General features: G+C 63.5%; 21 protein-coding genes. 16 read left to right on the top strand and 5 right to left on the bottom strand.

Features of this window, described 5'->3' with window-relative positions; translation table 11 throughout:
* Positions 1-49 precede the first annotated feature (49 nt).
* From RFM98_RS18760 to RFM98_RS18730, 7 genes are all read left to right on the top strand, one after another.
* Positions 50-943 carry a carbohydrate ABC transporter permease gene (locus RFM98_RS18760; RefSeq protein WP_320310270.1) on the top strand — a complete coding sequence of 298 codons (894 nt, stop codon included), beginning with the start codon at positions 50-52 and terminating at the stop codon, positions 941-943.
* Complete coding sequence (locus RFM98_RS18755; protein ID WP_320310269.1) at positions 936-1,868, top strand: carbohydrate ABC transporter permease; 933 nt, start codon at positions 936-938, stop codon at positions 1,866-1,868. The genes RFM98_RS18760 and RFM98_RS18755 overlap by 8 nt, the downstream gene beginning before the upstream one ends.
* Positions 1,868-2,977 (top strand): ABC transporter ATP-binding protein, encoded by a 1,110-nt coding sequence (locus tag RFM98_RS18750; RefSeq protein ID WP_320310268.1) that lies wholly within the window; start codon positions 1,868-1,870, stop codon positions 2,975-2,977. The genes RFM98_RS18755 and RFM98_RS18750 overlap by 1 nt, the downstream gene beginning before the upstream one ends.
* A 39-nt stretch (positions 2,978-3,016) precedes the next feature.
* On the top strand, positions 3,017-3,769 hold the full coding sequence (locus tag RFM98_RS18745) for a sugar phosphate isomerase/epimerase family protein (RefSeq protein ID WP_320310267.1): 753 nt from the start codon (positions 3,017-3,019) through the stop codon (positions 3,767-3,769).
* Positions 3,770-3,774: 5 nt separating this feature from the next.
* Positions 3,775-4,914, top strand: coding sequence for a Gfo/Idh/MocA family protein (locus RFM98_RS18740; RefSeq protein ID WP_320310266.1), 1,140 nt, complete (start codon positions 3,775-3,777; stop codon positions 4,912-4,914).
* A gap of 109 nt (positions 4,915-5,023) precedes the next feature.
* A complete protein-coding gene (gene mgrA / locus RFM98_RS18735) occupies positions 5,024-6,070 on the top strand; it encodes an L-glyceraldehyde 3-phosphate reductase (protein ID WP_320310265.1) in 1,047 nt (348 codons plus the stop codon).
* Between the two features lie 150 nt (positions 6,071-6,220).
* Positions 6,221-6,625, top strand: a complete 405-nt coding sequence (locus RFM98_RS18730; protein WP_041003614.1) for a Fur family transcriptional regulator — start codon at positions 6,221-6,223, stop codon at positions 6,623-6,625.
* Between the two features lie 847 nt (positions 6,626-7,472).
* Here RFM98_RS18730 and polA read toward each other — a convergent pair.
* Complete coding sequence (gene polA / locus RFM98_RS18725; RefSeq protein ID WP_320310264.1) at positions 7,473-10,433, bottom strand: DNA polymerase I; 2,961 nt, start codon at positions 10,431-10,433, stop codon at positions 7,473-7,475.
* 422 nt (positions 10,434-10,855) lie between these two features.
* On the opposite strand from polA, the gene RFM98_RS18720 reads away from it, so the two are divergent.
* The 6 genes from RFM98_RS18720 (at position 10,856) to RFM98_RS18695 (ending at position 16,816) form a co-directional block, all read left to right on the top strand.
* Positions 10,856-12,241 (top strand): M20/M25/M40 family metallo-hydrolase, encoded by a 1,386-nt coding sequence (locus RFM98_RS18720; RefSeq protein ID WP_320310426.1) that lies wholly within the window; start codon positions 10,856-10,858, stop codon positions 12,239-12,241.
* A 251-nt stretch (positions 12,242-12,492) separates the two neighbouring features.
* Positions 12,493-13,113, top strand: coding sequence for a ribonuclease D (locus RFM98_RS18715; protein WP_320310263.1), 621 nt, complete (start codon positions 12,493-12,495; stop codon positions 13,111-13,113).
* A 67-nt stretch (positions 13,114-13,180) separates the two neighbouring features.
* On the top strand, positions 13,181-13,381 hold the full coding sequence (locus RFM98_RS18710; protein ID WP_320215418.1) for a hypothetical protein: 201 nt from the start codon (positions 13,181-13,183) through the stop codon (positions 13,379-13,381).
* A gap of 54 nt (positions 13,382-13,435) precedes the next feature.
* Positions 13,436-13,582 (top strand): hypothetical protein, encoded by a 147-nt coding sequence (locus tag RFM98_RS18705; RefSeq protein ID WP_320310262.1) that lies wholly within the window; start codon positions 13,436-13,438, stop codon positions 13,580-13,582.
* A 156-nt stretch (positions 13,583-13,738) separates the two neighbouring features.
* The gene (locus tag RFM98_RS18700; RefSeq protein ID WP_320310261.1) at positions 13,739-16,009 is read left to right on the top strand and encodes a transglycosylase domain-containing protein; all 2,271 of its coding nucleotides are present in this window, start codon (positions 13,739-13,741) and stop codon (positions 16,007-16,009) included.
* A gap of 57 nt (positions 16,010-16,066) precedes the next feature.
* Entirely contained in the window at positions 16,067-16,816 is a 750-nt protein-coding gene (locus RFM98_RS18695) for an SDR family NAD(P)-dependent oxidoreductase (protein ID WP_320310260.1), read from the top strand.
* A gap of 129 nt (positions 16,817-16,945) precedes the next feature.
* Here the strand turns inward: RFM98_RS18695 and RFM98_RS18690 are convergent, their stop codons facing one another.
* Entirely contained in the window at positions 16,946-17,866 is a 921-nt protein-coding gene (locus tag RFM98_RS18690) for a zinc-binding dehydrogenase (protein WP_320310259.1), read from the bottom strand.
* Between the two features lie 132 nt (positions 17,867-17,998).
* Between RFM98_RS18690 and RFM98_RS18685 the strand changes: the two genes are divergently transcribed.
* On the top strand, positions 17,999-18,805 hold the full coding sequence (locus RFM98_RS18685; RefSeq protein ID WP_320310258.1) for an AraC family transcriptional regulator: 807 nt from the start codon (positions 17,999-18,001) through the stop codon (positions 18,803-18,805).
* A 64-nt stretch (positions 18,806-18,869) separates the two neighbouring features.
* Here the strand turns inward: RFM98_RS18685 and RFM98_RS18680 are convergent, their stop codons facing one another.
* The 3 genes from RFM98_RS18680 to RFM98_RS18670 all read right to left on the bottom strand — a co-directional run bounded on the left by RFM98_RS18680 (position 18,870) and on the right by RFM98_RS18670 (position 21,743).
* Positions 18,870-20,669, bottom strand: a complete 1,800-nt coding sequence (locus RFM98_RS18680) for a cation:proton antiporter domain-containing protein (protein WP_320310257.1) — start codon at positions 20,667-20,669, stop codon at positions 18,870-18,872.
* 217 nt (positions 20,670-20,886) lie between these two features.
* Positions 20,887-21,324, bottom strand: coding sequence for a baeRF12 domain-containing protein (locus RFM98_RS18675; protein ID WP_320310256.1), 438 nt, complete (start codon positions 21,322-21,324; stop codon positions 20,887-20,889).
* Positions 21,325-21,518: 194 nt separating this feature from the next.
* Positions 21,519-21,743 (bottom strand): hypothetical protein, encoded by a 225-nt coding sequence (locus tag RFM98_RS18670; protein WP_320310255.1) that lies wholly within the window; start codon positions 21,741-21,743, stop codon positions 21,519-21,521.
* Here RFM98_RS18670 and cysG point away from each other — a divergent pair.
* Both cysG and RFM98_RS18660 read left to right on the top strand, forming a co-directional pair.
* Positions 21,742-23,190 (top strand): siroheme synthase CysG, encoded by a 1,449-nt coding sequence (cysG, locus tag RFM98_RS18665; RefSeq protein WP_320310254.1) that lies wholly within the window; start codon positions 21,742-21,744, stop codon positions 23,188-23,190. The genes RFM98_RS18670 and cysG overlap by 2 nt on opposite strands.
* Entirely contained in the window at positions 23,187-23,492 is a 306-nt protein-coding gene (locus tag RFM98_RS18660; RefSeq protein WP_320310253.1) for a DUF2849 domain-containing protein, read from the top strand. The genes cysG and RFM98_RS18660 overlap by 4 nt, the downstream gene beginning before the upstream one ends.
* Positions 23,493-23,521: the final 29 nt, after the last annotated feature.

The raw sequence follows: 23,521 nt of genomic DNA, 5'->3' as shown, positions 1-23,521 counted from the left end.
TCCGGGGTCGGGAGCGTGATGTCCTCATTGTCCCAGCCCGGCTGCCGAGATGAGCAACAGCGAACGCCCCAACCAGATTTTCCGTAACCTCAACGCGAAAATCGCGTCGATCCCGATGATCCTGACCGCGCTTGTGGTCTTTGTCGGCGGCACGGCGTGGACGGTGCTCTATTCCTTCACCAACTCGAAGCTGTTGCCGCGGCTCAACTTCGTCGGGCTCGACCAGTATCATCGGCTCTGGTCGACATCGCGCTGGCTGGTCTCGATCGAGAACCTTCTGATCTACGGCGCGATCTCGCTGGTGTTCTCGCTGGTGATCGGCTTCCTGCTTGCCGCTCTTCTCGATCAGAAGATCCGCTTCGAGGATACGTTCCGCACCATCTTCCTCTATCCCTTCGCACTGTCCTTCATCGTTACCGGACTGGTCTGGCAATGGCTGCTCAATCCGGATTTCGGCGTCCAGCGCGTTGTGCGCGACCTCGGCTGGACGAGCTTCAGCTTCGACCCGCTCTATAATTCCAGCATCGTCATCTACGGCATCTCGATCGCGGCGCTCTGGCAAGGCACGGGGCTCATCATGTGCCTGATGCTTGCCGGCCTGCGCGGCATCGACGAGGACATCTGGAAGGCCGCGCGGGTCGACGGGATACCGATGTGGAAAACGTATCTCTTCATCGTCATCCCGATGATGCGGCCGGTCTTCATCACCACGCTGGTGATCATCGCCGCCGGCATCGTCAAGGTCTATGACCTGGTCGTGGCGCAGACCAGCGGCGGCCCGGGCATCGCCTCCGAGGTGCCGGCGAAATATGTCTATGATTACATGTTCTTCGCCCAGAATCTCGGCCAGGGTTTCGCCGCCTCGACGATGATGCTGCTTTCGGTGGTGATCGTCATCGTGCCGTGGGCCTATCTCGAATTCGGAGGCCGCAAGCGTGGTTGACGTCGCCTCCCTGTCGACCGGCGCCGAAGCGCTGCGGCGCGACGCCGCCGGCCCGAGCGGGCCGAAGCCGCGGCACGTGTTGTCGCGCCGCAATATCTTCCTTTACGGCACACTGATCGTCGTGGCGCTCTATTACCTTTTGCCGCTCTACGTGATGATCGTGACGTCGTTGAAGGGCATGCCGGAAATCCGCCTCGGCAACATCTTTTCGCCGCCGGTGGAGATCACCTTCGAGCCCTGGGTGAAAGCCTGGGCGACCGCCTGCACCGGCCTTAACTGCGATGGGCTCTCGCGTGGGTTCTGGAATTCGGTGCGCATCACCGTGCCGTCGGTGATCCTGTCGATCGCGATCGCCTCGGTGAACGGCTACGCCTTGGCCAACTGGCGCTTCAAGGGCGCCGACACCTTCTTCATCATCCTGATCGTCGGCGCCTTCATCCCCTATCAGGTGATGATTTATCCGATCGTCATCATCCTGCGCGAGATCGGCATTTACGGTTCGCTGACCGGCCTGGTGATCGTGCATTCGATCTTCGGCATGCCGATCCTGACGCTGCTGTTCCGCAACTATTTCACATCGATGCCGGAGGAGCTGTTCCGTGCGGCGCGCGTCGACGGCGCCGGCTTCTGGGGCATCTATCTGCGCATCATGCTGCCGATGTCGCTGCCGATCTTCGTCGTCGCCATCATCCTGCAGGTGACCGGCATCTGGAACGACTTCCTGTTCGGCGTCGTCTACACGCGCCCCGACACCTATCCGATGACGGTGCAGCTCAACAACATCGTCAACTCGGTGCAGGGCGTGAAGGAATACAACGTCAACATGGCCGCAACCATCCTGACCGGTCTCGTTCCGCTCATCGTCTACTTCATTTCCGGCAAGCTCTTCGTGCGCGGCATCGCCGCCGGCGCGGTGAAAGGATGATGATGGAAGCAGCAATCGCCAATCCCAGCGTTTCGATCCAGGACCTGTCGCTCAATTATGGCGCGGTGTCGGTGCTGCAAACGCTCAACCTGGACGTTGCCGAGGGCGAGTTCATCGTGCTGCTCGGACCGTCCGGCTGCGGCAAGTCGACCTTGCTCAACTGCATCGCCGGCCTGCTCGACATTTCGGACGGGCGCATCTTCATCAAGGGCAAGAACGTCACCTGGGAAGAGCCGAAGGACCGCGGCATCGGCATGGTGTTCCAGTCCTACGCGCTCTATCCGCAGATGACGGTGGAGAAGAACCTTTCCTTCGGCCTGCGTGTCGCCGGCGTGGCGAAGGAGGAGATCGCCAAACGCATCGCGCGCGCCGCCGAGATCCTGCAGATTGGGCCGCTCTTGCAGCGCAAGCCCTCGGCGCTGTCCGGCGGCCAGCGCCAGCGCGTGGCGATCGGGCGCGCGCTGGTGCGCGACGTCGACGTCTTCCTGTTCGACGAGCCGCTTTCCAACCTCGACGCCAAGCTGCGCTCGGAGTTGCGCGTCGAGATCAAGCTGCTGCACCGCAATCTCCAAAACACCATGATCTACGTCACCCACGACCAGATCGAGGCGATGACGCTGGCCGACCGCATCGCGGTGATGAAGGGCGGCGTCATCCAGCAGCTCGATGCGCCGCAGACCATTTACAACCGCCCCGTCAATCGCTTCGTGGCTGGCTTCCTCGGCTCGCCGGCGATGAATTTCCTCAAGGGACGACTCGAAGCGGGCGAGGCGCCGGTGTTCAAGGCCGACGGCATGTCGGTACCGCTCGGCCGCTATCAGTTCGACAGCGACGGGGGGCGCACAGCCAAGCCCTGCGTCTTCGGCATCCGGCCCGAGCATATCGCTTTTGGCGAAGCGGCGAGGACCATGCCGTTCACCGCCGAGTCTACCGTCGAGATCGTCGATCCGATGGGCTCCGACACACTGGTATGGACCACGCTCGGCGGCCAAATCCTTTCCTTCCGCGTCGAAGCCGACAAGACGCTGCGCAACGGCGAGGCGATCCGCATCGGCTTCGATCCGGCGCGCGCTTCGCTGTTCGACGCCGAGACCGACAGCCGCCTCTAACCTCGAAAAATCATCCCCCAAGCAGAACGGACAGGACAGATGAACTGGTCATTCCAACTCTACAGCGCCCGCAATTTTCAGCCATGGAACGGCGTGGTGAAAATGCTCGGCGAGCTCAGCTACAGCCAGGTCGAGGGTTTCGGCGGCGTCTATGACGACCCGAAAGCGTTCCGCGCCGAACTCGACAAGAACGGGCTGGCGATGCCGACCGGGCATTTTTCGATCGACGCGCTGGAAAATGATTTCGATGGCGTGCGCAGAACAGCCGACGCGCTCGGCATCACGCTCTTGATCTGCCCCTATCTGATGCCCGATCAGCGCCCCGGCGATGCCGCCGGCTGGCGCGGCTTCGGCGAAAGGCTGGCCAAGGTTGGCGAGACCGCCAAGAAGGCCGGATACGGCTTTGCCTGGCACAACCACGATTTCGAGTTCAAGGCGCTTGCCGACGGCTCGCTGCCGCAGGACCACATCCTGGCCTCGGCGCCGGATATCGGCTGGGAAATGGACGTCGCCTGGGTGGTGCGCGGCGGCGCCGACCCGCTGCCCTGGATCGAAAAGCACGGCAAGCGCATTGCGTCGGTTCACGTCAAGGACATAGCCAAGCCCGGCGAGGGGCTTGACGAGGACGGCTGGTCGGATGTCGGCCATGGCACGATCGACTGGCCTGGTCTGTTCAAGGCGTTGCGGGCTAAAAGCGCCGCGCAGTATTTCATCATGGAGCAGGACAATCCGAACGACATCGAGCGCTTTGCCCGGCGCTCGATCGCCGCAGCCAAGAGCTGGCAGGAGTAATCGAAATGGCAGAGAAACTTGGCGTCGGCGTCATCGGCTGCGGCAACATATCGAAGGCGTATTTCTCGCTGGCGCCGCTGTTCCGCGGCATCAAGATGCGCGCCTGCGCGGATATCAGCATGGATGCGGCGAAAGCGCGGGCAAAGGAGTTCAAGCTGCGCGCCGAGACGGTCGACGACCTGCTCGAGGACGACGAGATCGACATCATCGTCAACCTGACGATTCCCGCGGTTCACTATGAGGTGTCGAAAGCGGTGCTCGACGCCGGCAAGCATGTCTATTCGGAAAAGCCGTTCGTCTTGTCGATCGCGGAAGGGCTCGATCTCAAGAAACGCGCCGAGAAGAAGGGCCTGCGCATCGGTTCGGCGCCGGACACGTTCCTCGGTGGCGCGCACCAACTGGTCCGCGACCTGATCGACAGCGGCAAGCTGGGCGCGATTACCAGCGGCACCTGTCATGTGATGGGCCACGGCATGGAGCACTGGCATCCCAACCCGGATTTCTTCTTCCAGCCGGGCGCCGGTCCGGTGCTGGATATCGGTCCCTACTACGTGACCAACCTGATCCAGCTGATCGGGCCGGTGAAACAGGTGGCGGCTTTCGCGACGACGCCAGCGAAAGAACGCATCATCAGCTCCAAGCCGCGCGCGGGCGAAAAAATCCCGGTGAACACGCCGACCACCATCCATGCGCTGCTCGAGTTCGCGAATGGCGCGGTGATTACGCTCAACACCAGCTGGGACGTCTGGAGCCACGGCCACGCGCCGATGGAGCTCTATGGCGAGTTGGGCACGGTCTTTGTGCCGGATCCGAATTTCTTCGGCGGCGAAATGCGCTTCACCGACAGCGCCAAGCCGGTGAAGAAGCTGCCCAAGTGGAACCATCCGTTCGGTGTGCCGAACGAGATGCATGGCCAAGGCATGATGGCCAATTACCGCACCGCCGGCCTGGCCGACATGGCGGTCGCGATCGCCGAGGGGCGGCCGCACCGCTGTTCGATGGAACTGGCGCTGCACGCCGTCGATGTGATGACCGGCATCCTGCGTTCGGGCGAAAGCGGCAAATATATCGCTATGCAGACGACCTGCGAGCGGCCGGCCGCACTCGGCATCAAGGATGCGAAGGCGCTGCTGGCCAAAAAGTAGGTGGCAACCCCTCTCCCCGTTTTGGCGGGGAGAGGGTAAGGATGAGGGGCAAGCATCGATTCAATTTCTCTTGCGGCGATCGCTGCGCCGCCCGATCCCGAGGATTCACATGCCCTATGTCGCTGCCGAGAACCGCTACGAGAAAATGATCTATAACCGTTGCGGACGGTCCGGCCTGAAGCTGCCGGCAATCTCGCTCGGGCTGTGGCACAATTTCGGCAACGACACGCCCCACAAGACCAAGCAGGCGATCGTGCGCAAGGCCTTCGACCTCGGCATCACGCATTTCGACCTCGCCAACAATTACGGCCCGCCGCCCGGCTCGGCCGAGACCGCGTTCGGCGAGATCATGCGCACCGATTTCGCCGCCTATCGCGACGAGATGATCATCTCGACCAAGGCGGGCTACGAGATGTGGGCCGGCCCCTATGGCGAATGGGGCAGCCGCAAATATGTGCTGGCGAGCCTCGACCAAAGCCTGAAGCGGATGGGGCTCGACTATGTCGACATCTTCTATTCGCACCGCTTCGACCCCGAGACGCCGCTGGAAGAGACGATGGGCGCGCTCGACCACGCCGTGCGCTCGGGCAAGGCGCTTTATGCCGGCATTTCTTCCTACAATTCGCAGCGCACGCGCGAGGCGGCGGACATATTGAGGCGGCTCGGCACGCCCTGCCTTATCCACCAGCCGAGTTATTCGATGCTCAACCGCTGGGTCGAGGAAGACGGGCTGCTCGACACGCTGGAGGGACTGGGCATCGGCTCGATCGTGTTCTCGCCACTGGCGCAAGGCATGCTCACCGACAAATATCTCGGCGGCATTCCGGAGGGCAGCCGCGCATCCCAAGGCAAGTCGCTGCGTCCGGCTTTCATCAACGACAAATCGATCGCCAACATCAAGGCGCTCGACGCCATCGCCGGCCGGCGTGGGCAGACGCTGGCGCAGATGGCGCTGGCCTGGGTGCTGCGCAAAGGCCGCGTGACCACGGCGCTGATCGGCGCCAGCCGGCCGGAACAGGTCGAGGATTGCGTCGGCGCGCTCAAGGCGCTCGACTTCAGCGATGCCGAGCTTGCCGAGATCGACAGCTACGCGCGCGAGTCCGACATCAACCTGTGGGCCGCTTCCGCCGAGCGCAAGGGGCCGCCGCGCAAGTAGCGATGAGCCGGCGAACCATTGCCATCCACCGCGCGCCAAGGGCGACGCGCTCCGGAAACAGTGGCAAAATCACTCGTTCGTCGCTATCTCAGGGGAAATTAAAGTCCTTCGCATGCGCGGTCGCGTGCGAGCGTCGATCGGACCAACAAGATGACTGCAAGAGATGCGCTGACCAAGAACCAGCTCTGCGTGCTCGAGAAGCTCGAGGCGTCCAGCGGGCCGCTCAGCGCCTATACGCTGCTCGACCAGTTGCGCGAGCGTGGTTTCCGCGCGCCGCTGCAGGTCTATCGCGCGCTCGACACGCTGGTGAAGTCGGGCTTCGTGCATAGGCTGGAAAGCCTCAACTCCTTCGTCGCCTGCGCCGAGCCGCATGACCACAGCCATTCGATGACCGCCTTCGCCATCTGCGACAATTGCGGCCAGGTCACCGAGATGTCCGACCACGATGTCGACCATCGGCTGGACGAATGGGTGCGCTCGACGGGCTTTGCCGCGAAGAAAGCGGTGATCGAATTTCGCGGGGTTTGCGCCAAATGTCGGGCGGAAGCGGCCTGAAACTCGGGTCGAGCCGTTGCCCATTATGGGTTATGATGGGTTATCCCTCTAGCCGTAGGTCCTCGCATCGTGACAGCCTACTTGGGCATCTGCTCCCCGAACGACACGACCAGCAACACGAGAAGCCCAAAGGACATGGCTGCGCCTGCGCACGCGCCGAAAGCTAACATGCGCACTGATCTGAACTCGTCAGCGACAAGAAACCTGCTGACACGGCTGAACTTGCGCCCCTGCCGTTCTCCCCAACCAAGTTCCCGATCTTCTGCCCGATCGACAAGTCCGTTGGTCCTCCAGAGTACGATGAAGATGGAGTAGAGCACCGTAAGGAAGCTTACGACGTACACGACGACGCAAGCCCACACAGCCAGTTGCAAAAGGAGAGGCTGCCCCTCCATCCTCAGCGCCATTGCACGGCCCTCCGCTCGGAAATCGGTGGTGACATGGCCGTATCTTAAAAAGCGTTAACGTCCCCGCCCTAGCGCGAAGTGCCCCCTCCTCCGCGACTCGGATACTCCAGTGCATGTCCGCAACGGCCTAGGCCTGACTGTAAACTACAAAATATTGGGGTTCCGGAGCTAACGGGATAACCCGTCACCCATTTGAGGTGTGGAATATCAGGTTATGACGTTTTTGGTGCGCGAGACTTTAAAGTCACTGAATTCTGACGATGTCTATGAATTTGAGATCGGAGAATTTCCAGATCTATTGACGATGAAGGTTATTACAGATCAGAATTGATCTTTCATATATAGGAAATAACCTTATGGGAACTTCGAGGGCAAATCCATATAATTCGAATTGGCGTGTTTTTTGGGAAGAATAGCTCGAAGCTGAAGCTAAGACAGGTCTAATGCGCCTCGTCCCAGTTGTTGGCGGCCCGCGCGTCGACATGCAGCGGCACCGACATCGAGACCGCCGGCATCGGCGCGTTTTCCATCACGCTCCGCACCACCGGGATCGTCGCCTCGACCTCCGCTTCCACCGTTTCGAAGATCAGTTCGTCATGCACCTGCAGCAGCATGCGGGCGGATAGCTTTGCCTTGTCCAGCGCTTCTTCCATATGCACCATTGCGCGGCGGATGATGTCGGCCGCGGTGCCCTGCAGCCTTGCGTTGATCGAGGCGCGCTCGTTGAAGGCGCGGACCGATGGGTTGGATGCCCTTATCTCCGGATAGTGGATGCGGCGGCCGAAAATGGTTTCGACGAAGCCGTATTCGCGCGCATAGGCCTTGGTCTCCTCGATATAGTCGCGGATGCCCGGGAAGCGCTCGAAATAGCGTTTGATGTAGGCGCTGGCCTCGTCGCGCGGGATCGACAGCTGGTTGGCGAGGCCGAAGGCCGAGATGCCGTAGATGATGCCGAAATTGATCGCCTTGGCACGCCGGCGCACTTCCGAAGGCATGCCCTCGACCGGCACGTTGAACATTTCCGACGCGGTGATGGCATGGATGTCGGCGCCGTCGGCGAAGGCCTGCTTGAGCTGCGGGATCTCGGCGACATGGGCAAGCACGCGCAATTCGATCTGGCTGTAATCGGCCGAGACCAGCTTGTGGCCCTTTTCGGCGATGAAGGCGGTCCTGATCTTGCGGCCTTCGGCCGTGCGCACCGGGATGTTCTGCAGATTGGGATCGGAGGACGACAGCCGCCCGGTCGTCGTCGCGGCGAGCGCATATGAGGTATGAACGCGGTTGGTGCCGGGGTTGATGAAGCCGGGCAGCGCATCGGTATAGGTCGATTTCAGCTTGGTGAGCTGGCGCCAGTCGACGATCTTGCGCGGCAGCTCGTGGCCTTCGGCTGCAAGGTCTTCCAGAAGCTGCGCCGAGGTCGACCATTGGCCGGTCTTGGTCTTCGAACCGCCCGGCAGGCCCATCTTGCCGAACAGGATGTCGCCGAGCTGCTTCGGCGAGCCGATATTGATGCGCTCACCGACAATCCCGTAGATCTCTTCCTCGACGCGGGCCGCTCCCTGCGCCAATTCGCCCGACAGCCGCGACAGGATCTGGCGATCGACCGAAATGCCGCGCTGCTCCATCCGTGCAAGCACAGGCACCAGCGGCCTTTCCAGCCGTTCGTAGACGGAAACCAGGCCCTTGGCGGCGAGCCTCGGCTTCAGCACCTGCCAGAGCTGCAGCGCAATGTCAGCCTGTTCTGCAGCGTATCGCGTCGCGCGCTCGATATCGACCTGGTCGAAGCCGATGGCGTTCTTGCCCGAACCTGCGAGTTCCTTTTTCGCGGCCGGCGCGTGGCCGAGCCACTTCTCCGACAGCGAGGCGAGGTCGTGACCGCCTGAGGTGCCTGCGTCCAGCACGTAGGAAATCAACATCGTGTCGTCGAACGGCGCGACATCGATGCCGTGCCGGCTCATCACGACGATGTCGTATTTCATGTCCTGGACGATTTTCAGGACCGACCGGTCCTCGAGCAGCGGCTTGAGCAGCGCCAGCGCCTCGCGGACCGGCATCTGGTTCTCCAGCAGGCCGCCACCGAGCAGGTCGCCATTGCCGCTCGTGTGGGCGAACGGCACATAGATGGCGCGGCCGGGCGTGATCGCCATGGAGAGGCCGATGAGATCGGCCTGCATCGGGTCGGACGAAGTGGTCTCGGCGTCGAGGGCGAGAATGCCGGCTTCGCGGGCTTGGGCAATCCAGGCCTTGAGCGCCGCCGCATCGCGAATGGCGCTATAGGCCGAAGGGTCGATCTTGCGCGCCGCCGCCTGTTCCAGCCGCAGCGCAGAGAGCAGGGAAGGGGTGTCGCCCTGCGGCGGAGCGTCCTCGCCTCTTGTGGCTGGCTTCGCCGCGTCGTTTTGCGTGGGCGCGGCCGGCCTCTGCGACGGCGGCGCGCCGGCGCCGACATCGGGGCCATGCGCGGCATCGGCCCGTTCGACGGTGACGGCGGAAGCCTGGACGTCGCCGATCTCGGTCGCGGTCGCCTCGGCGACACGTCGGGTCAGCGTGGTGAATTCCATCGTCTTCAGGAAGCCGATCAGCTTCGGCCCATCCGGCTCATGCAGGACGAGGTCGTCCAACCCCTCCTTCAGCGGCACGTCGTTTTTCAGCGTTACCAGCTCGCGCGAAATACGCGCCTTGTCGGCATTGGCGATGATGGTCTCGCGCCGCTTGTCCTGCTTGATCTCGCCGGCGCGCGCCAACAGCCCGTCGAGGTCGCCGAACTGTTCCAGGAGCTGAGCGGCGGTTTTCGGGCCGATGCCGGGCACGCCTGGAACGTTGTCGACCGAGTCGCCGGTCAGCGCCTGTAGGTCGATCATCTTTTCGGGCGGCACGCCCCATTTCTCGATCACCTCGGGAATACCGATCTGGCGGTCCTTCATCGGGTCGTACATGCCGACCGTCGGGCCGACCAGTTGCATCAGGTCCTTGTCGGAGGAGACGATGGTGGTATCGGCGCCGACCTCGCAGGCCTGTCGGCAATAGGTGGCAATGATGTCGTCGGCCTCGAAACCCTCCACCTCGATGCAGGGCAGGTTGAAGGCCACCGTCGCCTGGCGGATCAGCCCGAATTGCGGGATCAGGTCCTCCGGCGGCGCTGAGCGGTTCGCCTTGTATTCGGGGTAGAGATCGCTGCGGAAGGTTTTCGAGGAATAGTCGAAGATGACGGCGAAATGCGTCGGCACGACGCCTACATTGGTGTTGCGCGCATCCTGCACCAGCTTCCAAACCATGTTGCAGAAGCCGAGCACTGCACTGGTCGGCAGACCGTCGGATTTGCGGTTGAGCGGCGGCAGAGCGTGGTAGGCGCGGAAAATGTAGCCGGAACCATCGACGAGGAAGAGGTGATCGCCTTTTTTCATGCCGGCAGGGATAGCGCGGCCGGGCTTCGCGGTCCATGCCAAAGGCTTAACAAACCACGCTGCTCCGGCAACACCCTGACAGAAGCTGACCGCCGGCTTTTGGGCGATCACAGCTACGTTACAAAAGTGTAATTTTCGTGCCCTTGAATCGCCATGTTCACAGACCCAAATACACCTCATCGGCAGTTTTCGCCGAAGTCCGGAGTAAGGCCCGTCCCCCGCCTATCCCGGGCAACCTGCGGCAGCCTATCCCCCCTCTCCGGGCTGCCGCATCGTTTCGAGTAGAGACCGCCGTGGTTCCCCCTCCACCACGGCGGTCTTCTTTTATCTTCCGGTAGCATTCCCGCGCTTGGTCTAACGATCGCGGCTTTTCGTTTCCGGTCCGGACCTTTAGGGTCGGCCTGAAAATCGAAAGGCCCATGATGTCCAGAATTTCCCCCGTCCTCGACCGTCTCGACCAGAATTTCGACCAGAGCCTGGAGCGGCTGTTCGGCCTGCTTGGCATCAAGTCGATCTCCACCGATCCGGCCTTTGCCGCCGACTGCCGCAAGGGGGCCGAATGGCTGGTCGCCGAGCTCAAGCTGATCGGCTTCGACGCCGGCGTGCGCGACACGCCCGGACATCCGATGGTGGTGGCGCATCACGAGGGACCGGCGGGCGCGCCGCATGTGCTGTTCTACGGCCATTACGACGTCCAGCCGGTCGATCCGATCGAATTGTGGGAAACCGATCCGTTCGCGCCGTCGATCAAGGAGATCGAGCCCGGCCGCAAGGTGATCACCGGCCGCGGCTCGGCCGACGACAAGGGACAGTTGATGACCTTCGTCGAGGCATGCCGCGCATGGAAGCAGGTGCATGGCAATCTGCCATGCCGCGTCACCATCCTGTTCGAAGGCGAGGAGGAATCCGGTTCGCCGTCGCTGAAGCCGTTCCTGGAAGCGAACGCCGCCGAGCTGAAGGCGGATTTCGCTTTGGTCTGCGACACCAGCATGTGGAACCGCGAGACGCCGTCGATCTGCGTGTCGCTGCGCGGCATGGTCGGCGAGGAGGTCACCGTCAAGGCGGCCAACCGCGACCTGCATTCGGGCCTCTATGGCGGCCCAGCCGCCAATCCGATCCGCATCCTGGCCAAGGTCCTGGCCGATGTCCACGACAAGGATGGCCACGTCACCATTCCGGGCTTCTATGACGGCGTCGAGGAGACGCCTTCGCAGGTGCTGAAGTCCTGGGAAGGGCTCGGCGAGACCGCTGAAACCTTCCTCGGACCGGTCGGCCTCTCCATTCCGGCCGGCGAAAAGGGGCGCTCGCTGCTCGAGCTCACCTGGGCGCGGCCGACGGCGGAATTCAACGGCATCATCGGCGGCTATACCGGCAAGGGGTTCAAGACGGTGATCGCGGCGGAAGCGTCGGCGAAAGTGTCGTTCCGGCTCGTCCACAAGCAGGATCCGAAGAAGATCCGCGCCGCCTTCCAGGCCTTCGTGCGCGAACGCATTCCCGGCGACTGCTCGGTCGAATTCCACCCGCATGGCGGTTCGCCGGCGATTCAGCTTTCCTACGACTCGCCGTTCCTGACCAAGGCGAAAGACGCACTGTCCGACGAATGGGACAAGCAGGCGGTCACTACCGGCGGCGGCGGCTCTATCCCCGTGGTCGGCGATTTCCAGACCTATCTCGGCATGGAATCGCTGCTGGTCGGCTTCGGCCTCGACGACGACCGCATCCATTCGCCGAACGAGAAATACGAGCTGTCCTCCTTCCACAAGGGGCAGCGGTCCTGGGCGCGCATTCTCGATGCGCTGACCCGCTGAGACGAAAATCACGAAAGAAGTGAGATTCAACTTTCTGTTGATTTTTCTCCGGATCGCGGCGAGGACGAATTAGCTAATGCATGTCGCCCAGAAGTGTGCAGCGGTTCTGGGACAACGACTTGCATCAAAACAAAGACTTAAGGCGCGTCGCCTGAATCCGGTTCAGCGCGACGCGCTTTAGCGCGAGTGCTGCGGCGTCCTTTGCGCATCGCGAGGATGCGCGGCGCCGCAGGTGCGACCCGGAGAAGAGAATGACCGATATCCGTTTCCACAAAAACGATCTGCCTGACCTGTCCCTCTATAATGTCGGGGCGGTGGCCATCGACACCGAAACGCTGGGCTTGAACCCGCATCGCGACCGGCTCTGCGTGGTGCAGATCTCGCCCGGCGACGGCAGCGCCGACGTCATCCAGATCGCGCCGGGCCAGAAGGAGGCGCCGAATCTCGTCAGCCTCTTGAGAAACAACAATGTCACCAAGCTGTTTCACTACGGCCGGTTCGACGTCGCCGTGCTCTACCACGCCTTCGGCGTGATGGCGGAGCCGGTGTTCTGCACCAAGATCGCCTCGCGGCTCACCCGCACCTACACCGACCGCCACGGGCTGAAGGACCTCTGCAACGAACTGCTCGGTATCGGCCTGTCCAAAGCGCAGCAATCCTCGGACTGGGCAGCCGAAACGCTGTCGCCCGAACAGCTCGAATATGCCGCCTCCGACGTGCTTTATCTGCACCGCTTGCGCGAGGTGCTTGCGGCGCGCCTGGCGCGCGAAAACCGCACCAAGGAGGCGGACGCCTGCTTCCGTTTCCTGCCGACGCGCGCCAAGCTGGACCTGATGGGCTGGGCGGAGGAAGATATCTTCGCGCATAGCTGACGGAACCCGGAGCCGCGCGGGACGTTTCCGCCAGCCCGATGAGGCGTAGGATTGGGGAGGGAGTGAGATGGCAGAACGCAAACCGATCACGAGCGCGCCCAAGGACGGCTCCAAAGTCACGATCATGTGGAAGGACGGCGACGGTGTCGTCAACGAATCCGTCGGGCAATATCGCGACGGCGGCTGGTGGGTCTACACCGACAGCGATACGCAGAAGAAAGTCGATCCGACGAGCTGGCGTCCGGCATCCGATGACGACGACCAGTAGGCGCCCGCGGCCTGCAAGCTCCAAAGCGGGTCTCGACCGAAACGAGGGGACGCAATGAGGCAGAACACGCTCTATCTCATCATCGGGGCGCTGGTCGTGGTGGTCATCACGCTCGGCATCTACGTCTATCGCGAGCAGACCAAGCCAAAAGGTGTTGAGCTCAAGATCGACGACAAGGGTATTTCGATCCAGCAGAATTGAGGTCACCACGATGCGACCGTGAAATCGGCCGCGTGCGATCGTCAAGCATTTGATTTTCAATCACATCGATTTTTCCGCACTTAACCCGCCCTTAAACCGCCGCATCTACTCTTAAACCCGAACGCCATCGGCACCGGGGCAGGCAAGCAAGAGCGCATGGCGAACCGCAGAGACAGTCGCATCGAACCAAGCTTCGAGGGCTCGCCGCGCGCGAAACCCTCCGATGGCTTTTCGGTGAGCGAGGAAGATCGCGTCGTGCCGCGCACCCGCAAATCCGCTGCAAAAGGCAAGTCCGCCAAGGCGAAATCACGCGGTCGCGGCCGCGATCGCAACCGGCGCGGGCTGCTCGGCATTGCCACCCGCCTGGTCTACTGGTGCTTCGTGCTCTGCATCTGGGGTGGCATCGCGGTGGCCGGCATCGTCGTCTATTACGGCGCCAAGATGCCGGCGGCGACGACATGGTCGATCCCCGACCGCGCGCCCAATATCAAGATCGTCTCGGTCGATGGCGGGCTGATCGCCAATCGCGGCATGTCGGGCGGCGAGGCCGTCGGCCTGCATGAAATGTCGCCTTATATCCCCGAGGCCGTCGTCGCCATCGAGGATCGCCGCTTCTATTCGCATTTCGGCATCGACCCGATCGGCCTGTCGCGCGCCATGGTGACCAACCTGCTTGGGCGCCATTTCTCGCAGGGCGGCTCGACGCTGACGCAGCAGCTGGCGAAGAACCTGTTCCTGACGCCGGACCGCACGCTGGAGCGCAAGGTGCAGGAGGTGCTCCTGGCGTTATGGCTGGAGCACAAGCACACCAAGGACCAGATCCTCGAAATGTATCTGAACCGGGTTTATTTCGGCTCGGGCGCCTATGGCGTGGAAGCGGCGTCGCGGCGCTATTTCGGCAAGAGCGCGCGCGACGTGAGCCTTTCGGAGGCCGCATTGCTGGCGGGCCTGCTCAAGGCGCCGTCCAAGCTTTCGCCGGCGCGCGACCCGAAGGCCGCCGAGGAACGGGCGCAGCTCGTGCTCGCGGCCATGCGCGAGGAAGGCAAGATCAGCGACAAGGAATACAAGGTGGCGCTGAGCGCGCCGGCGACGCGCGCGCCCTCCTACTGGACCGGCTCGGAGAACTATGTCGCCGATACGGTGATGGACGAACTTCCCGACCTTGTCGGCGACCTGCGCGGCGACATCGTCATCAACACCACCGTGGACCTGAACCTGCAGAAGCTTGCCGAACAGTCGATCCGCCGGCTGATCGACGAGAGCGGCAAGAAGCTCAACGTCACGCAAGGGGCGCTGGTGTCGATCGACGATTCCGGCGCCGTGCGCGCCATGGTGGGCGGCTATGATTATTCGACCAGCCAGTTCGACCGGGCCTCGGAAGCGCGCCGGCAGCCCGGTTCCGCCTTCAAGCCCTTCGTCTACATGGCGGCGCTCGAGGCCGGCCGCACGCCCGACAGCATACGCAACGACGCGCCGATCAAGATAGGCAAATGGACGCCCGACAATTACGGCGGCAAATATTACGGCAAGGTCACGCTGGCGACGGCGCTGGCCAAGTCGCTCAACTCGGTGGCGGCACAGCTTACCATGGAGGTCGGACCCGACGCCGTGGTCGAAGCCGCGCATCGCATGGGTATCCAGTCGGACCTGCAGGCCAACACCTCGATCGCGCTCGGCACATCGGAAGTGACGCCGCTGGAATTGACCTCCGCCTATGTGCCGTTCGCCAATGGCGGCTACAAGCCGGATATCCACTTCATCCAGCGCATCACCACGGCCGCCGGCAAGGTGCTCTACGAGAATAATGGCGGCAGCGCGCCGCGCGTCATCAAGGCCGACATCGTCGGCATGATGAATTCGATGATGACGGGCACGGTCGAGGTCGGCACCGCCAAGAAGGCGGCGTTCAACTGGCCCTCGGCCGGCAAGACCGGCACCAGCCAGAACTCGCGCGACGCCTGGTTCGTCGGCTACACCGCCAATCTCACGACGGGCGTGTGGTTCGGTAATGACGACGGCAGCGCGATGAAGAAAGTTACCGGCGGCGCGTTGCCGGCGCAGGCCTGGCATGAGTTCATGGTGGCCGCGCATGAAGGCGTTCCGGTCAGGCCGCTGCCCGGCACCTGGAAGTCGACGCCGTCCGATACGATCGTGCCGGACGAGATCCCGTCGGCGGACGCCTCGCAGCCGCCGCCAGCGCCGCCCGCAGCCGTCGGCCAGTCGGCGCCGGTCGCGCAGGCGCCGGCACCCGCACGCCAGGTGCGGACCACACGACCGGCCGAAACCGTCGATGCCGGCGGCGGCTTCGACATGCCTGGCGACAGCGGAGAGACCGGCTCGATCAAGCATCCGGTGCCACCCGGCAATGTCGGCGGTCCGACCAAAAAGCGCCAGACCTCGATCCTCAGCATTCTGGGCGGAGGCTAACTCGCCTCTCGCCACCACGGCCGGCTTCGGCTACATGTCCGGCCGGAGATCAAAGCCATGGCCGAGACCGACAGCAGAAGAACCATCGTGCTTACCGGCGCCAGCCGCGGCATCGGCCATGCGACCGTGAAGCGCTTTTCGCGCGAGGGCTGGCGGGTCATCACCTGCTCGCGCCAGGCTTTCGCCGAGGATTGCCCTTGGCCGGCCGGGCCTGAGGACCATATCAAGGTCGATCTCGCCGACCAGGAGGATGTCGGCATCGCCGTTTCGGAAATCCGTCACCGGCTTGAGGAGCATGGCGGCCAATTGAATGCGCTGGTCAACAATGCCGGCATCTCGCCAAAGCTGAAAGACGGCAGCCGGATGAACTCCATCGACACGCCGATGCATGTCTGGCGCGATGTGTTCCAGGTCAATTTCTTCGCGCCGATCATGCTGGCACGGGGGCTGTTCAAGGAACTCGCCGCCGCCAAGGGGTCGATCGTCAACGTCACCTCGATCGCCGGCACCCGCGTGCATCCGTTCGCCGGCACGGCCTATGCGACATCCAAGGCCGCGCTCGGCTCGCTGACGCGCGAGATGGCGCATGACTTCGGCCCGCACGGCATCCGCGTCAACGCGATCGCGCCGGGCGAGATCGACACCGCGATCCTTTCGCCGGGCACCGACAAGATCGTCGAGACGATCCCGCTGAGAAGGCTGGGCGCCACGTCGGAAGTCGCCGATATCATCTATTTCCTGTGCTCCGGCCAGTCGTCCTACGTGACCGGCTCGGAAATCCACATCAATGGCGGCCAGCACGTCTAAAGCGCATCGCGCTGAAACGGATTCAGGCGACGCGCTTTAGGTCTTTGTCTTGATGCATGTCGTTGTCCCAGAACCGCGCACACGTCTGGGCGACATGCATTAAGCTGCCGATCCAGGTCCGAGCATTTCTCATACGGTTATGGTGAGAACGGCCTTGCCGCTGATGCTGCGCTGTCGCAGCGCCTCCAGGCCCTGGGCGATTTCCGTCCACGGCATGGTCAAGGCGACACGGCTTTCCAGCCGGCCGGCCGCGACCAGCGCGAGCAGCGAGGCGATGTCGGCACCAATGGCTGAACCGGACGTGTAATAGGCGAAGGTCTGAAGCCTCGCGCCCTCGTGACCCGGAACGAACTGACGGAATCCGACTGGGGTCAGTTCGCCACTGCTCGAACCGAACATGACGATGGTTCCGCCAGGCGCGACGCGTTCGATCGCGTCGGCGAGGCTTTTGCCGCCGACCGACTCGGTGATCAGCGAAAACGGCCCCTCGGCCAGCTCGATCGACTCGACTACCTGTTCGGCTCCTAACCCACGGAGATCCTCGCTATGCCGGGAGGCGGCGACCGCGGTCACCAACCCTCCATGTCCACGGGCGATCTGGACCTGGAACCGACCGACCGCGCCGCTTGCTCCGGTGATCAGGACCCGCTGACCGGCGAGGTCGCCGCCATGGCGCAATGTCCTCAGCGCGGTCGTGCCAGCCACGGGAAGCGTGGCGGCGGAGGTGAAGCCGACGCCATCGGGCAGGACGGCAAGACGGTCGGTCGGAATGGCGACACGTTCGGCCCAGCCGGCCTGATCGATCAAAGCCGCAATGCGTGTGCCCGCGGCCGGGCCGGAGCCGTCGGCCGCTGCGCGCTCGACAATTCCTGCGACGTCCTGGCCGGGCACAAAACCGTTCGGACGGATGGCGAGCAGGCGCAGCTCGCCGCGGTTCAACGAGGTTGCGTGGACCGAGACAAGCGCCTCATTCGCCGCGGGCCGAGGTTCCTCGAACTCTGCGAGCCTCAGGCCGGCGGCGCTGTCGGGAGACGTGACCAGGGCGAGCATGGGGTCGGACCTTCTTGCTGGTTTGCACGGCGCCAACGAACTGCTGCTCGTCATACGCAAATCGGAGTCTATCGACTTCTCCGTTCGAAGAATTTAGCTATCATGGCATTTAGTCGCTAAAAGCAGTCAATCATGAGACAACCGCTCCGCTGGCCCTGGTTGGACTTCGATGTCGATGACGTGCTCTCGCCGGCGATCGCCGTTCGCGTCGACGTGACCGAGACCAGGGCCGAGGTGCCCGAGCATTGGCATCGCAAGGCACAACTCGTCTTCGCGCTCGGCGGCGGGGTCACCTGCCGCGTTCCCGGTGGCCTGTGGATGGTGCCGCCGCATTGCGGCGTGTGGATTCCCGGCGGCATGCGACACAGCAATATCGCGACGGCCAATGCGCGGATTTTCTTCATCTACGTCGAGCCGGGCGCCGCCGACCTGCCGGATCGGTGCTGCACGCTTTCGATCTCACCACTGCTGCGCGAGCTGATTATCGAACTGTCGGACTGCGCGCCGGACGATACGCGGTGCGATTTCCTGGGAAAGGTCCTGCTCGCCGAACTGCCGCTTATGCCGGTTCAGCAATTGCACCTGCCGATCTCGGCCGAGCCGCGGCTACGCCGGATCGCCGAAACCTTGGCCGAGGATCCAGCTGACCGACGCACCTTGGCGCAATGGGCTGACCATGTCGCGCTCAGCGAGAGCAGCCTGGCGCGCCTTGTGGTCAAGGAGACCGGGTTGACGTTCGGGCGCTGGCGCCAGCAGCTGCATCTGATCGTGGCTCTGCGGGAACTGTCTTCCGGTGCCAGCGTGCAGCAGGTGTCGGGCGGCCTCGGCTATGAATCCGTCACCGCCTTCATCACCATGTTCAAGAAGGCGCTGGGCAAGCCACCGGCGAAATACCTCAGCGACATCACGCAGCACGGTGGTTCCGCTTTCATGGCCTAACGCGTCAGCCGACGCGCTTTAGATTTTGTCTCAGAACCGCTTCTGGGCGACATGCACTAATGCATCAGGCGGGCTGCGGAATGATCTCCCCGGCGGGGCCGGTCGAATCGTCGGTTTTGCCGGTCACCGCCTCCAAGATCCCTCGCGCGATCTCGCGTTCGCCCATGATCACGGTGTCGGCACCCAGTCCCTTCAGGTGCTCGACCTCGGCGTCGGAATGGGCGCGGGCAATGACGTTGATCACCGGATTGGCGGCGCGGGCGCGAAGCACGATCTGGCCGGCCTCGAAGGCGTTGGGGATGGCGAGGATCAGGCGCTTGGCGCCTTCCGGATTGGCGGCTGAGAAGACGTCCACGTTGGCGGCGTTGCCGGCGACGGTTTCGACGCCGTCGGCCTTCAGCTTCGCCAGCGTCTTGTCGGCATCCTCGATGACCAGGAAGGGCAGGGCGGCCTCCTTCAGCGCGACGCCCACGAGGCTGCCGACGCGGCCATAGCCGATCAGGATGGAATGGCCGGCAAGCGTTGTCTTTGGCGGCGGGCCATCTTCCCCACCCTGAACTGCCTGGACCGAAGCGACCCGGCCGGGCTCGGTCGCCGGGCCGACAGGCCTGGTCTCCTCGGGCGCGGCAGGTTTGCCTGCGCGCTTCTCGAGCCACGGCTTCATCCAGTCGACCATCAGGAATATCAGCGGATTGAGCAGGATCGACAGGATGGCGCCTGCGAGGATCAGGTCGCGGCCCTGCTCAGGCAACAATTTCAGGCCGACGCCAAGCTCGGCCAGGATGAAGGAGAATTCGCCGATCTGGGCAAGGCTCGCCGAAATCATCAGCGCGGTCACAATCGGATAGCGGAAGGCGATCACGATGACGAAAGCCGCGATCGACTTGCCGATGACGATGATGGCTAAGGTGGCGAGGATCGGCAGGCCGTTGCTGATGAGGCTGAACGGGTCGAACAGCATGCCGACCGAGACGAAAAACAGCACCGAGAAGGCGTCGCGCAGCGGCAGCGATTCTTCCGCCGCGCGGTGGCTGAGCTCAGACTCGCTCATGATCATGCCGGCGAAGAACGCGCCGAGCGCCAGCGAGACGCCGAACAGCTTTGCCGCGCCGAAGGCGACGCCGAGCGCGATGGCAAGTACCGAGAGCCGGAACAGTTCCCGGGAGCCGGTATGGGCGACGTAATGCAGGATCCATGGAATGACCCTGCGGCCGACCACCAGCATGACGACGACGAAAGCCGCGACCTTGGCCAGCGTGATGCCGACCACGCCCCATATGCCGTAGCTGGCGGGCAGCGAGAGCAGGCTCGCATGGTCCGCGACCGGCGTCTGGCCGCCGAGCACGCCGGCGAGCGCCGGCAAAAGCACCAGCGCCATCACCATGGCGAGATCCTCGACGATCAGCCAGCCGACGGCGATGCGGCCGCGTTCGGTTTCGATCAGCCGCCGCTCCTGCAGGGCGCGCAAAAGCACCACGGTCGAGGCGACCGAGAGCGCGAGGCCGAAGACCAGGCCGGCACCCAGCGACCAGCCGAGCAGCCAGGCAAGCCCCACGCCGAGCAGGGTCGCAACGCCCATCTGGACGATGGCGCCCGGCACGGCGATGGCGCGGACGGACAGAAGATCCTTCAGCGAAAAATGCAGGCCGACGCCAAACATCAGCAGGATGACGCCGATTTCCGCGAGTTCGGTGGCAAGGCTGGCGTCGGCGACGAAGCCCGGTGTGTTCGGCCCGACCAGGACGCCGGCGACAAGATAGCCGACAAGCGGCGGGATGCGGAAACGGTTGGCTAAAGCCCCGAAGATGAAAGCCAGCCCCAGACCGGCGGCGATGGTGGCGATAAGGGGCGTGTCATGCGGCATTGTCTATGGAGCGCCTTTCGAAAATTGCGATGTCTGATGGGCGCCCGCCAAGGCTGTCGCCTTTGGCAATATGGTGGAGGGGGCGGTGATGATGCAACCGTCGCGGCGCAGAAATCGACGCCGAACGGCGGGCGCGGCGCGGAAAATCGGCGCTGCGCCGCCAAAGAGGCGGCGTCGAGCCGCAATCCGGCCTCGAAGCCGCTAAGTTTTTGCCCGCTTATGCCGCCTGCAGCAGATTCTCGATATCCGAAATCGTGTGGTTGGTGAGCGTCTTCGGGATTTCCGCCTGCACTTTCTCGCCGACTTCCTTGTGCAGTTTCTGGCGCATCTCGCCAAGCACCTGCGGCGGCGCGATCAGCACGACCGCGTCGAACTCGCCGCTATGCGCGAGCTTGTAAAGCCGATCGGCGATGTCGACGGCGAAGCGCTCCTTGCCGAGACGGTGCCAATCGGTGTCTTCAACGGCGCTGCGTGGCCCTTCCGCGTACCGGCCCGGTTTGTCCGTGCCTTGCTCGCGTGTGGGAGGATTCTCCTGCTCCATCTCGTGCACCACTTCCAGGTTCGGGAACTTGCTGTCGCCCTGGTTGCGCAGGAAGAGCGCCTTCTCGCCGTCGGCCACGACGACCCACAATCCGTGTTTCAGCCTGATGCTCATGGCGTTCCTCCTTGCTTGCATGATTGCCGATCGGTCGAGCTTAGGATCGACAGAATGGACTGCTAGCCAAACGAGCCGCGAAGCATGATTGTTCCGATCGGCGGTGACGTCTCGATCGCTCCCGGCAGCCAGGGCCGGGCGCCGAACCGCCACGGTCGGCTTTAATCTACTAACTTAGTAGAATTTAGAAAAAACTATTTTGCTGCTTTCCTTGCGCGGCGGTAAAAATTACGCCGGATCAAGGCGGTTTCTAATGCGATGCTGGCCGCCTCATTCTCAAAGTAGAATTTTTTTCCCTTGTCCTTCGCGGTTGCGAAAAAGCGATTGCCTGCTGTTCGACGGCGCGCGAGTGCTTGCCTTCTGGTTTTTGGCGTGGCCGCGTAAAACTGCCAAACTGTTCCAATATTGCTGATCGCCATGTCGCCAGCCAATGCCAAGCTCAATGCCTTTCCCGTCTTCATGCGGGTCGACGGCGAAGCCGTAGCCATCGTCGGCAATGGCGAGGAGGCGCTTGCCAAGGCGCGGCTGCTTTCGCAGTCGAGCGCGATGCTGCGCATCGTTGCCGACAATGCCGGTGGCGGCCTGCTGGACTTCATCGCCTCGACGGGCGCCGTTCACATCAAGGCGGCCTACGAGGCCGCTCATCTCCAAGGTGCCGCCCTGGTGTTCGCGGCCAGCGGCGATGAGGCGCTTGACCGTTGCGTGGTCGAGGACGCACGCCGCCTGAGCATCCCGGTCAACGCCGTCGACCGGCCGGAGCTTTGCGATTTCTTCACGCCTGCGCTGGTCAACCGCGCGCCTGTCGCCATCGCCATCGGCACCGAGGGCGCCGGACCGGTGCTGGCACAGATGCTGCGCAGCCGCATCGACCGCATGCTGTCGCCGTCGCTCGGCCGGCTGGCGGCACTTGCCGCGTCGTTTCGTGCTGCCGCCGAAAAGCTGCCGAGGGGCAATCGCCGCCGGCGGTTCTGGAACGATTTCTTCGCCGGTGCGCCGGCCAGGGCAATTGAAGCCGGGGAGCTCGCCGAGGCGCGTGGTGCAGCGCTCGACCTTTTGGCTTCGAGCGCTCCGGCCGAGGGGCACATCGCGCTGGTCGGCGCCGGTCCGGGCGCGGAGGACCTTTTGACGTTGCGCGCACACCGCCTGCTGATGGAAGCCGATGCGATCGTATACGATGCACTGGTGCCGGAAGCGATTGTGGCGATGGGCCGCCGCGATGCCGAGCGCCTGCCGGTCGGCAAGCGCAAGGGCTGCCATTCCAAGAGCCAGGAAGAAATCAACGCGCTGCTCATCGAGCTCGGCAGCGCCGGCAAGCGCGTGGTGCGGCTGAAGTCCGGCGATCCGCTGGTGTTCGGCCGGGCGGGCGAAGAGATGGCGGCACTGCGCGAGGCCGGGATCGCCTATGAGGTGGTGCCTGGCGTCACCGCCGCCTTTGCCGCCGCCGCCGATTTCGAACTGCCGCTGACGCTGCGCGGTGTCTCGTCCTCGATGGTGTTCACCACCGGGCACGATCTCAAGGGCAACTCGCTGCCCGACTGGGCAAAGCTCGCCATCTCGGGCGCGACCGTTGCCGTCTATATGGGCCGTTCGGTCGCTGCCGAAGTCGCCGGCCGGCTGATCGAAGCGGGGCTGTCGCCGGACACTGCCGTCGCCGTCGTCGAGAATGCCAGCCTCGGCAACCGCCGCCGTTTCCACGGGACGCTCGCAGACCTGCCGTCGCTGGAGGCTCGCGCCGACCTTACCGGTCCGGTGATGACGATCATCGGCGATGCGGTCGCCGGCGCCAATTTTGAACAATCCGAGCCGCTCGCGGCACATAAGCATGAGGGCGCGGCTTCAGCCGTCGCCGAAGGAGTTGGGCAATGAAGGTTCTGACCGCGAACAGGCTCTCGGATGGCATCGCCGTCTGGCACGCCGATGGCGGCTGGGCGGAAACCGTCGGTCATGCCGATATCGCGCATGACAAGGCGGCGGAGGATCGGCTCGAAGCGATCGGCGCCGCGGCCGCCGCCAACAATGAGGTGGTCGACGTCAACCTGATCGACGTCGTGATAGTCGATGGTTTGGTCGAGCCGGTGCGGCTGCGCGAAAAGATCCGCGCCGCGGGGCCCACCATCCGCACCGATCTCGGCAAGCAGGCGAGTCCGGAAACCGTCCGGGCGGCATAGGTTTTTGAGCATGATCCCGAAAAGGCGGG

This window comes from Mesorhizobium australafricanum (assembly GCF_033977265.1).
GTDB lineage: Bacteria > Pseudomonadota > Alphaproteobacteria > Rhizobiales > Rhizobiaceae > Mesorhizobium > Mesorhizobium australafricanum.
Note: the sequence above shows the minus strand (reverse complement) of the source record. Positions and strands in the feature narration are given on the sequence as shown.